We start from the raw sequence: 11,159 nt of genomic DNA, 5'->3' as shown, positions 1-11,159 counted from the left end.
GGGTAGGCGGGCAAGGGCACAGTGGTCAGCAGATCTCCCGGGATCAACACCACGGCGCGGATCCCGCCGTAGGGCGATTCGGACAGGTCCACGCCCAGGCCGTGCCGCCGGGCGTACTGGCCGACCACCGGCAACCCCGTCTGGGGCACCGCCCCCATCTCCTCCAGCGCCACCGGGCGCCGCCCGCTGGCGATCTCGCGGGCCTCGCTCAGTTCGTGGTCACGCAGTCCCAGCCCGGCATCGTCGACCTCGATCACGGCGCCGCGCTGAACTTCACGGACCTGCACCTGCACCGCTGTGGTCGCCGGAGAGGACTGTGCGGCATTGGCCAAAAGCTCGGCCATTGTGTGGATCACCGGTTCGACCACCGCGGCGGTGAGCGCGATCTCCTGGTTCCCGCTGACCTGGACCCGCTGGTAACTGGTGATCCGGCCCGCAGCCGAGCGGACCACATCCACCAGCGGCACGTCGTCCTGCCACTGCTGGCCCGGCCACTCCCCGGCCAGCGTCACCACGCTCTGCGCACGCCGCGCCTGCTGCATCGCGGCATGCTGAACATGCAGACTCGCCTCCAGCAGATCCGGGTCCTGCTGAACCTGCGGCGGCATCTGGACCGCTTGGCCGTAGATCTCCAGCGCCGACGCCTGCAGCCGCCGGGCCAGCGCCACCACCACCAGCCGCACCGTCTCCCGCCGGCCCGTCTCCCGCCGCACCAGCGCGAGCATCTCGGCCACCAGGTCCTCCACCAACTCGGCGGTGTCAGGGTCGGCCATGTCTTCAGGCAGGACGAACGCAGGAACCGGCGCGCCCCCGGCCGTTGCGGACACCTGCTGCTCGGCGAGGAAGACCAGGGCCTGCCGAATGGCCTCCGCTCCGGAGGCGTGCAGAACCGCCTGTTCGTTCGACTGCTGCCGGAACTGCCGGGCCAGCAGCGCGGCGCGCTGCTCACCCTGAGCGGCGCGCCTCAGTTCGGTCTCCAGCACATTCAACCGGTCACGGGCCGACACCAGCGCCTGGTCCCTCTTACACAGGAGGGCGCGGACATCGCGGTCACGCTGCCACAGCAGCGCCAGAACCATCAGCACCAGCACCGCCGAGCACGTGGCCGCGAACACCGCCACCAGACCCAACGCCCCCGCAACCGGGTATATGAGGGGCGCGGCGACGGCGTGCAGCAGCAACGTGCAGGTGGACACGGTGCCGCCCCACCACAGCCACCGCCGTGCCGGAACCGAACCGGACCCAGCCGGGGCCTGATGGCGGGGATCTCCTGGAGGCTGCGCGGACGGCGCCGCAGGCGCGGACGAGGGAACGGTAGTTGTCATGATCACCTTGGCGAACGGGAAGGGGGACACGGGGGCGGCTGTCGATGCGCGCCACACCTCGGCGATGCGGCGGCCCATGTCGAGGAACGGCGTCACCGCGGGCCCCGCTCGGTTCGCGGGCCGTAGATCCGGCCGACGCCGCACCACAGATCCACCCCGGTGGGGACCGGCCAAGGGCCTGGGTCTGGACGCCACGCGGGCGCTGACACCAGCCCCGGCGGGATCACCACCATCTCGGTGCAGAACCTCTCCAGGGCTTCCGGGGTGCGGACGCGTGGCGGGCCGGGGCTGATGCCGGCGCACATGCTGCCGAGCACGGCCAGGCCACGGTCGTGCTCGGCGGTCAGGTGGCAGAACGCGATGTAGCTGCCGGCCGACAGTACGGCCCGGAAGGCAGACAGGGCCGCGACGGCCTGGGGATCATCCAAGACGTCAAGGCTGTTGATCAGCACGACAGCGACCGGCCGATCGAAGTCCAAGGTCCCTGCAGCGCTATCCAGCACCGCGCGAGGATCCTCCAGTCCCGCCCTGACGAAACCGCAGGTGCTCGTGGACTCGCTGCCGAACAAGGCCTCGGCGTAAGTCATCATTAGAACGTCGGCGTCGGCGTACACCACACGGGCGCGCGGGTTGACCGACCGGGCGATGGCGTTGACCTCGTCGTGCGTCGGCATGTCGATCCCGGCGACCAGGAACTGGTCGACACCGCCCTCACCGGCCAGGGCACGTACTACCCGGCTGCGGAACGCCAGCCGGTGCCGGGCGATCGAGGTGATCTGCGGGAACCGCTCCATGACCTCATCGCCCAGGGCACGATCGGCCGGGTTGAAATCCTTCCAACCGCCCCACAGCGCCCACAGCCGCGCCATCGCAGGCCGGGAGTGGTCGTAGACCGCCAGGTCGCGCTCGGCGCGCGAGCCGAACGCCATGTCGCGGCCGCTCATTGGACGGCCCCCGCCGTGTGGTTCTGCTCCGGTCGGTGGTCGGGCAGCACGGCGGCCATTCCGACGACGCGGACCGTCTCATGTGATGGGCCGTTGTAGCTGCCGTCCGGTGACCACCGTTGTACGTCGACCAGGTCGGGTGGGGTGACGATGTCCCACCCGTGCGCGAGCGCCCGGATCTCCTCTTCGGGTCGGAAGATGATCTGGCTGGACGCCTTCTTGTATGCCTTGGTCATGCCAGCAACCCGGCCTTGGCTGGTGTCGGTCGAGGTCGCGTGGGAGAGCACGACGACGCTGCCGGCTGCCAGGCGTTCCGACAGCTCGTCCATGACGGCAGTGGCGTCCTTGATGAAGTGCAGGACGGCGGCCAGGACGACCACTATCGGTTTGGTCGTGTCGATGAGATCGGCGGCGGGATGGTTGAAGATGCCGTCCAGGTCTGTGACGTCGCCGTGCAGAACCCCTCCATATCCGGGGCGGTAGGCCCGCGCGTGGGCCAGTACCACCTCGTCGGGGTCGAACCCGATAACTTTCGCGGCGGGGTCGGCCTGCTTGACGCACGTCTCCACTGAGGGAATGGGGACGCCATAGGAGATTCCGACTCCGATGTCGACCACCCGCTTGATCCCGTGCGTGGCGACGGCCCAGGAGGCTGCACGGCCGGCGAATCGCAGGTTTTCCCGCGCCACGTCAGGCGCATCTGGCGCTGACCGGATGATCTTCTCGGCCGCCTCGCGGTCGACGGCGAAGTTGTCCTTGCCGCCGAGCAGGTAGTTATAGACACGGGCTGTTGAAGCCCGTCCGTCCAAGCTGAGGCCGTTGTCTCCAGTCACGCCGTCGCCTCCGCCAGCTTTGCGCGCAGACCCACAGCGCTGTTGGCGTCGAGCATGTTCGGCTTGTTGAGCAGCTCGCGGGGAACCGGGAAGCGCTGGGCCCACCAGCGGTCCTGAGCGGAGCAGATGATGTTCCAGCCGGGGTATTCCTTCTTTAGCTCAGCTTTGGCCTCCGCGTCAGTGACAGCGTGGGCGTGAGATTTGGCGGTCATCGTGATCTCCCTGGCGGGGAAGACGGGAGTAAATGCGGCGGCGGAGACCCGGTGTGGAGCGGTCTCCACGCTGTTGCAGGCAAATGGACGGTTCGGCTGGTCATGCCATCTCGCTTGCCATCTGGAGGCAGCGCCCGTCCGGCCTCGGCGCGGACGGGTTGGAGACCCGTCACCGTGGCCATGCCAAAGCACACGGGCCAGGATCACGACCTCCACGGTCCGGTCAGGGGCGATGTCGGAGGTCGGCGCCAGAAGCCGCAACACGCTGTCGTCCCCGTTGCCAACGAGCTCGTATGCCCAGCTATTGCCTTCGAGACGAACACCGAGGTTCCACACTGCCAAGGTCGGGGCCTCCTCGGGGGAAGCACACCCCGAGGGGACAGGAGGGTCGGCAAGGAACACTGTCGCGCACTCTTCTCATTCGGCGGAGAATCTTGCGCCTCCAGTCAAATGAGTGCGGACACCAAGAAAAAAGGGGAGGATGGGCAGGGCCCATGGGAGGAATTCCTCCCCCTCACGGTCCGGTGGGAGGTGCATGCATGTCCGCCGACAGCGTCCGCATCGGTGCGCGGTTGCGTGCGGCCCGCGAAGCGCAGAAGACCCAAGGTGGTGGTCACTGGTCCCGGGCGGAGATGGCGCGTCGGCTTCGCGATGCGGCCACTCACCGGAACCGGCAGCGGCTGCCGGGGGTGCCAAGCCTTGCGTCCATGATCAAGGATTGGGAGAACGGAAGGTACAGCCCAAAGGGGGACTACCGGCGTCTGTACTGCCGGGCCCTGATGACGAGCGAGGATCAGCTCTTCGGTGACGAAGAGCTTGCGGTCCAGGAAGCTGTTGCGCATCGCGGGCGTGATGAACTCCGCCGAGATCTCAACGACATGCTCTCCTCCGGGGCCATGTCAGCGGCGGCCTTGGAAAGCTGGGAAGAGACGGCCCTGCGCTATGGCTTAGCCGCCCGTGAGCAGCCGCCGGCACGAGTAGCGACGGATCTGGAAGACGATCTGGAGGAACTACGGGCCGGGCTGGAGCGCTATCGCTCGGTCTCGACATTGCGCCGGTTGACCAGGATCACTGCGCAGATGTCGGGGCTGATGTGCCTGACCCTCATCAAATTGGGCGAACAGCCTGCGTTTCGGTGTTGGGCCCGGACTGCACGCATCGCCGCGGGGGAAGCGGAGGACTCGCCGACTCGGTCGTGGGTCCTGGCGCAGGAGGCATACGGGCACTTCTATACCGGCAACCTCATCCAGGCTGTGGCCGTGGCGCAGGACGCGCAGAGGATGGCCGAGTCGTCTGTCGGTGCTGTTCTGGCGGTGGCGTTGGAGGCCCGTGCCCACGCCGCGCTCGGGCCCAAGCACGGTGAGGCATGCCGGTCCGCGCTCCACCGCGCGGAGGACATTCTCGGAGGCCTCCCGAACGAGGCGATCAACAGCTCTGCGTTTGGTTACAGCGAAGCGCAACTGCGCTTCCATGAAGGCAACGCTCTGACCTATCTGGGTGATACCGGCGCGGCGTGGACCGCGCAGCAGCGGGCGCTGGCTTTGTGTCCGGCCAACGATTTCACCGACCGCACCCTTATCCATCTCGACCACACCCTGTGCCTCACCAGGGACGGCGCGATCACCGAGGCTTTGGCATGCGCTGTTGCCGCGCTTGAACCTCTTAGTGAAGTGCAGCGGGAAGGCATCATCAGCCTGCGCGGAAGCGAAGTCCTAGACACCATCAGCGAGTCCCAACGCCGGCTACCCGCTGCGCGGCAGCTTCAGGAGCTACTGACGACGACCCCCGAGACCAGGAGGCACCCCACGTGACAGTGACCGTGGCCGCAGCGACCCCTCGGCATATCCCCGCGATGCTCACGCTGTTGAATGAGATGGACCAGTTCTACGGCGGCGCCACCGACGGGAAATCGGCAGAGCGCGCCGAGCAGTTGCGTCAGGCTCTGTTCGGGGACCCTCCAATGGCGTACGCGCTTGTTGCTGTCGACGGCGACGACCTGGTAGGAATCGCGTCCTGGTCCTTCCTGTGGCCAGCGGTTGGCCTCACTCGCAGTTTGTATCTCAAAGAGCTGTACGTGACCCGCTCACGCTGGCGCTCCGGAGTCGGCACCTTGCTCATGCAAGCCGTGTTCGAGGTCGCCGCCAAGAACCGGTGCAGCCGTGTCGAATGGACCACTGACAGCGACAATCCCGACGCCCAAGAGTTCTACGCCGGGCTCGGGCTCCAGCAAGTTCCGTCCAAGCTGTTCTTTCGAGCAGACGCCACAGTGATCGAGCGTAGCCTCAGTTAGGCGGCGAATTCGCAGTTGATGAGGTTGGCGCGGTTTTAGTTGAGAGGAGATCAAGGATCGGTGGAGCTACGAATTCTCGGGCATCGGTTGGTGGTTAAGGACGACGCTGGTACTTCGATCGTCATGTCTCGTGGGCAGGTCCGGGAACTGCTTTGTGCCCTGGCCATCGGGTCTGGCTCCGTGGTGTCGACTTCCGTGCTCATCGAGCAACTCTGGGAGCAGAGCGGAGGGGACCCGACCAAGGGCCTCAAACAAGCGGTCTACAACGCACGCCAGCTTTTGCCAAAAGGTAGACTCCGCACCGAGGAGGGCGGCTACCGTCTCCACCTGGTCGAGACCGACTTCTTTGACTTGATCGAGTTCCGGCGGTTGACTGATGAAGCCCGAGCCGTTCGCGACACCGCTCCGCAGAACGCTGTGGCGCTATACCAACATGCTTTGAGCCTGTGGGGCACTCCGCCGCTCGGAGATCTGCCGCAAGCCGTCGGGATGGAACCACAACGGCAAAGTCTGCTCGGCGAATTGCAAGATGCCCGGGAGGAACTAGCCGAAGCGCTGCTGCAGGTGAACGACTTTCGGGAAGTCGTTACCCTGGCTGCCCGATGGCTGTTTGAAGATCCCTTCAACGAGCACCTGCGCGGGCTACTCATGCTTGCCCATAACAGTGCGGGCCGGAAGGGTGAGGCGTTGCGTACCTACCGTGATGGGATCGCATTGCTGGGATCGGATGCCAGACCCGGAGGCTGGCTGGAGGGCGTCGCCGCGCAGATCACGGAAAACCGCCCTAGCACCTCTTGGAAGCCTCGCCCGGTCTGGCTGGCCTCCGAAGCACAGCGTCAGGTCGGCGGCATCGACACCACCGTACCGAGCCCGGCCCGCATTTATGACTGTTTGCTTGGCGGTAAGGACAACTTCGCCGTGGACCGGGAGGCCGCCACGATCATGGCTCAGGCTTACCCGCCCACGGTGCAGGTCGCTCGAGTGAACCGCGCTTTCGTCATCCGCGCCGTACGGTACCTGGCCAAAGAGGCTGGGATCCGTCAGTTCATCGACGTGGGGACCGGGTTGCCGACCATGGAGAACGTCCATGAGGTCGCGCGTCGGGTCGGACCCGACGCCCGCGTCTTGTACGTCGATCATGACCCAATCGTGTGCGCCTACGGTCGTGCGCTCCTGGCGACCGACGACAACGTCGACCTCATCCAAGCCGACGTCCGCCATCCCCAGGACATCTTGGAGCACCCGACAACGAGACGGCTCATCGACGTCGGTCAACCGCTGGCCATTCTGGTTGCCGCCGTCATGCATTTTGTTCCCGACGAAGATGACCCACGGGCGATCGTGACGGCCTACTCTCAGGCCCTACCGCCCGGCGGTTATCTTGTCATCTCCCATAGCACGATTCCATCCACCGTCGACCAGCACCTCGCCCGCACAGCCAAGGACGCGTGGGGCGAGGGTCGGTCCGGGATACACCCGCGCGACCACGCCACGATCGCACGCTTCTTTGACGGGCTTACCTTGGTGGAGCCTGGACGGCTGGTTGACGCGCCCGACTGGCGTCCCGACCTGGCCAGCGACAAGGTCGAATCAGGTCTGGGCACCTGGTGGGTTGGTGTCGGGCGGAAAGACGGATAGCAATTCAGCGGAGCTTGACCGTCGTCGGCAGGCTGGAGAAGCCACGGGTGTTCGTCGTGAACACCGGCTGGGCCCGGCCGGCGTCGATGTCGTAGTCGCGGACCTGGGCAGCCAATTCGCCAAGCACCACCCTGGCCTCCAGCCGGGCCAACGGTGCGCCCAGGCAGAAGTGCGGGCCAAGGCCGAAGGCGATGGCGCGGCGTGTATCGCGAGTCAGGTCATAGCGATCCGGGGCGGTGAACGCATCCGGGTCGCGGTTGGCGGCCGCGAGTAGGAGCATCACCCGTGCGCCCTGAGGCATCGCTGTATCGGCAACCTCCATCTCCTGTGTCGTCGTCCGCAGGACGTACTGCACGGGGCCGTCGTAGCGCAGCGTCTCGGAGATCCAATCGTCGGTGCGGTGGGAGAAGGCGACTGCTCGCTGATCAGGATTGCGCCACGCCCAGTACCAGGCGGCCGCGAGTAGCCGGGTGGTGGTCTCGTTGCCTGCGGCGATCAACAGCACCAGGCAAGCGGTGACCTCCTCCTCGGTGAGGGGACGCCCCTCAATTCTGGCAGCGATCAAAGCCGAGGTCAGATCCTCGCGGGGTCGGCGCTGCCGCTCATCGATCAGGCCGCGCAGGTACTCCACCAGTTCCATTAGCGCTGCGGCACCCTCTGGGGGTACGTCGCGGGAGCCCAGCGGCCGGTCAGCGGCCAGGTTCGCCAACTCACGTGTTCTCTCGCGCTCTCCGGGCGGAACACCGAGCAGTTCGGAGATCACGTCCATGGGCACCTTGGCGGCCAGGTCTGTGACGAAGTCGAAGCTGCCGCGTTCCAGGGCAGGCGCCAAGTGCGATCGGGTGATTCGCGTGATCTCGGGTTCCAAGGTGGCCACCTTGGCCGGGCCGAAGACCGGTGCCGCAAGAGCTCGCATCACAGTGTGGCGAGGTGCGTCCATTGCCGAGAACGACAAGACTTTGTGCGCGCCCGGGCCCCACATCGCCGGATCCAGCAACGGTCCGTTGATGCTGGAGAACCGAGTCGGGTCGCGCAGCGCTGCGGTCACGTCCCGGTATCTGGAGATGGCCCAGAATCCAAGCTTGGCGTTGCGATAGACCGGTGCCTCCTGCTGCAGCTTGGCGTAGGTCGGATAGGGGTCAACGCGGAACACGTCGCTGTAGGGATCGAACTCTACCGGCACCGGCTAGAACCTGCTTTCCAATTGGCGGCCATCGTGTTGTTCGAGCATCTCCATCCAGATGTGATTTGGCCAGACTTTGGCGGCGATTGTGCCACAGATCTGCGCGACCCTATAACACAGATTCCGTAGTCACGGGGAGGCATATGCGTGCCTGAACACACGGTCGACTCCCTAATAGACTTTAATCATAGAGTTGAGCTACCTGCCGCGGTCTCGCCAGGGTTTGATGGTGGGGCGATTCTGGTCGGTCCAGTCGGCCACGACTGTCATCTGGGACATGAGGTCCCGTGCTAGTGGTGTGAGCCCGTAGTAGACCGCTGGGAGATCCTGTTTCCGGGTGGCATGACGCTCGATGAGCTCCAATGCTGTTAGGCGTCGAAGTGTTTCATCGAAGACCTTGGGGCGGATTCCGTCACCAAGATGGCGGCGGAGGTCGTTGTGTCGGCGGGGGCCGTCTACCAGGGCGGCGAGCACGTGGAGCGTCCATTTCCCGGACACTATCTCAAGGACGGTCTGGGTCTCGCTGACTAGGCTTTTGTCAGTCCAGTCGGTCACGTTGAGCTTCCTGTGGAGGTGGCGGGCAGAGATGCGGGTGACATGATCGGGAGCCGCGCACCCCTGTGAGCACATGCAGTCGATGTTAGGAAGAGCAGGTCATCAATCGGTCATCACGGCCATCATGGCCAGCGCGCCAAGACAGACGTGGTGAGGGTAGGTCTGACCGGGTCCAGCAGGAGATCAAGCGGTAACTAGTACAGCGGGTCTCGCGTGCTGTGCAGGCGCCCTGCAAAAGAGCGCCTCGTGCTCGGTGGCACAGCCGGTGCGTACGTCGTCCCTTAATCTGGGCCCCCGCGTCTTGGAAACATCGGGGTGCGGCGCACTTGATTTCGGCTCCACGTCCACTCGGGTTGGCCTGTCGGGGTGGCCATATCCCACCAACTATGCCCGCCTGCCAAAGGGGGCCCTGCGCCTGATTTGCCGGCGCGGCGATCATGGAAGTTGGGTGGCGGGTGGCCGCTTGCCTTGGTGTAGGAGGTTGGCGACGAGCTGGTCGGTCTCTGGCGAGGGGTCGATGTCGAGGTCGTTGAGTCGGTAGGCCAGAAGCCGGTGGGTTCGTCGGACGGCATCGAGGTGACCAAGGCGGGCTTGCAGGCGCATGAGGTCGCTGGCGAGGGCTTCGGAGGTGGGGTCGTGGTCGAAGGCCTGCTCGAGGACCGTCAGCGCGTCGTCGGGGTCGTCGGCCTGGAGAATGTGGGCGAGGCGGACGAGGGCGTCGATGGCGGTGCGGCGGATGCGTTCTCGTTCGCGTTCTGCCCATTCGTAGGTGAGGTCGTCGGCCAGTTCGCCTGTGTACAGGTCGGCGAGTAGGCGCAGGGCGGGGATGCGGCCGGAATCGTCGTTGGCGTGAGATGCGGCGTCGAGGGTGTGCAGGAAGTGCCACAGGTCGACGTCGATGAGGTTGGCGTCCAGTTGGTAGCGGCCGGCGGCGTGGGTGATGAACATTGGCTCACGCAGGCTTGTGGCCTTGCGGAGGGTTTGGCGGGTGTTGTTGACCGCGGTGTGGAACATGGTGCTGCCGCTGTCGAGGTCGCGGTCCGGCCAGATTGCGTCGATGGTCTGCTCGCGGGTGGCGCCTTCAGGGTGCAGGGCGAGGAATGCCAGCAGGTCGCGGGATATGCGGCGTAGGCCCGTGGTGACTTTGACATGGGCGATTTCGACGTTGACCGGCCCGAAGATGCGGAGCTGCACCGGGAGCGGGGATGGTTCGTTTTTCGGATGCGGCGGCTTGAGCGGGGTCGGCGCAGGTGCGGAATGTTCGTCGAACTCTGGTGCGCGGGGCTGGGCGGGCGGTCCTGGAGTCGGGGTTTTGGCGCCGTGGCCACTGCGGATGGTGTGCAACAGGTCGGCGGTATCGGTGGCGGTCAAGCGGAAGAGTTGAGCGTTGGCCCAGGTGTCGGCGTAGGAGCCTTCGGTGTGGAGGACCCGTCCATTGGTATCGATGCGGCAGCTGGTACCTGCCGGCCATGGGCCAAGGAAGAGGCCGCCGATGCCATAGCGTCCGGCGAGGTGCAAGACGGTTTCCAGCGCGTGGATGAAGCGTGGGGGGTGGTCCGTGGCACTGATGAGGATGACGGTCGGTAGTGGTTCGGCGGGATCAGCGTTACGCAGCTCTGACACATCAGGGACGTCGTGTTCGCTCATCATGCGGGCGCGGTGCAGGATCTCGGTCTCCAGGTGGCGCAGTGCCATATCCAGGTCAGGGAGGACCACCAGGCCGGGGACAGTTTCGGCGAGTTCATCCAGGTCGGTGTCGGCGAGGTTGAACAGGGTGGAGGCGGTGCGGCTGGGGATGAGGAGTTCGATGCGGGACCGGTGGGCGCTAGCCAGTAGTTCGGTGGTGATAGCGCGGGCAGTATCGGTGGCACCTGGGCCATCAAGTCCCACGCTGAGTCCGTGCAGGGCGACGGTGACCTGTTCCCCATCGCGTATCCCGACGGTGAGGTGACTGGGGGTTTGGGTGGTGAAGTCGGAGTCGACCAGATGCACGTCGGAGGGCGGGGGCCGACCTGCGGCGGTGTAGGTGTCGAGATGAGCTTTGCGTAGGGTCCGGATCGCCGGCGCCAGGGCCGGTTCAGGTTCGGCGACCGCGAGGTGATCGGGGTCGGGTTGCAGGCGACGCCGCCGATGCAGTCGGGCGGCAGCCACGGCGATGCTGATGGCGGCGGCTAGGCCG

General features: G+C 65.8%; 10 protein-coding genes. 3 read left to right on the top strand and 7 right to left on the bottom strand.

Translation table 11 applies throughout. The annotated features are described in order from the left end of the window. The 4 genes from E1293_RS38380 to E1293_RS48040 form a co-directional block, all read right to left on the bottom strand. Window positions 1-1,421: histidine kinase (locus E1293_RS38380; RefSeq protein ID WP_132203598.1), on the bottom strand; the 1,421-nt coding region annotated here is incomplete at its 3' end. Continuing rightward, window positions 1,418-2,269: an SAM-dependent methyltransferase gene (locus E1293_RS38375; protein ID WP_132203596.1), complete on the bottom strand. Its 852-nt coding sequence runs from the start codon at window positions 2,267-2,269 to the stop codon at window positions 1,418-1,420. The genes E1293_RS38380 and E1293_RS38375, both read right to left, overlap by 4 nt. Next, window positions 2,266-3,078, bottom strand: a complete 813-nt coding sequence (locus tag E1293_RS38370) for an SAM-dependent methyltransferase (protein WP_165978576.1) — start codon at window positions 3,076-3,078, stop codon at window positions 2,266-2,268. The genes E1293_RS38375 and E1293_RS38370 overlap by 4 nt, the downstream gene beginning before the upstream one ends. 20 nt (window positions 3,079-3,098) lie before the next feature. Continuing rightward, window positions 3,099-3,314, bottom strand: coding sequence for a hypothetical protein (locus E1293_RS48040; RefSeq protein ID WP_165978575.1), 216 nt, complete (start codon window positions 3,312-3,314; stop codon window positions 3,099-3,101). Between the two features lie 539 nt (window positions 3,315-3,853). Between E1293_RS48040 and E1293_RS38365 the strand changes: the two genes are divergently transcribed. From E1293_RS38365 to E1293_RS49845, 3 genes are read left to right on the top strand one after another with little or no spacing between them, the layout of a single operon-like run. Beyond that, window positions 3,854-5,125, top strand: a complete 1,272-nt coding sequence (locus tag E1293_RS38365) for a helix-turn-helix domain-containing protein (RefSeq protein WP_132203592.1) — start codon at window positions 3,854-3,856, stop codon at window positions 5,123-5,125. Continuing rightward, entirely contained in the window at window positions 5,122-5,604 is a 483-nt protein-coding gene (locus tag E1293_RS38360) for a GNAT family N-acetyltransferase (protein WP_207939340.1), read from the top strand. The genes E1293_RS38365 and E1293_RS38360 overlap by 4 nt, the downstream gene beginning before the upstream one ends. 60 nt (window positions 5,605-5,664) lie before the next feature. Then, on the top strand, window positions 5,665-7,242 hold the full coding sequence (locus E1293_RS49845) for an SAM-dependent methyltransferase (RefSeq protein ID WP_132203590.1): 1,578 nt from the start codon (window positions 5,665-5,667) through the stop codon (window positions 7,240-7,242). Window positions 7,243-7,246: 4 nt separating this feature from the next. Here the strand turns inward: E1293_RS49845 and E1293_RS38350 are convergent, their stop codons facing one another. The 3 genes from E1293_RS38350 to E1293_RS38340 all read right to left on the bottom strand — a co-directional run. Then, window positions 7,247-8,425 (bottom strand): cytochrome P450, encoded by a 1,179-nt coding sequence (locus E1293_RS38350; protein ID WP_132203588.1) that lies wholly within the window; start codon window positions 8,423-8,425, stop codon window positions 7,247-7,249. A 198-nt stretch (window positions 8,426-8,623) separates the two neighbouring features. After that, complete coding sequence (locus E1293_RS38345; RefSeq protein ID WP_165978574.1) at window positions 8,624-8,980, bottom strand: winged helix-turn-helix transcriptional regulator; 357 nt, start codon at window positions 8,978-8,980, stop codon at window positions 8,624-8,626. Between the two features lie 435 nt (window positions 8,981-9,415). Next, window positions 9,416-11,159: AfsR/SARP family transcriptional regulator (locus tag E1293_RS38340; RefSeq protein ID WP_207939339.1), on the bottom strand; the 1,744-nt coding region annotated here is incomplete at its 5' end.

Source organism: Actinomadura darangshiensis, from assembly GCF_004349235.1.
Taxonomy (GTDB): Bacteria; Actinomycetota; Actinomycetes; order Streptosporangiales; family Streptosporangiaceae; genus Spirillospora; species Spirillospora darangshiensis.
Note: the sequence above shows the minus strand (reverse complement) of the source record. Positions and strands in the feature narration are given on the sequence as shown.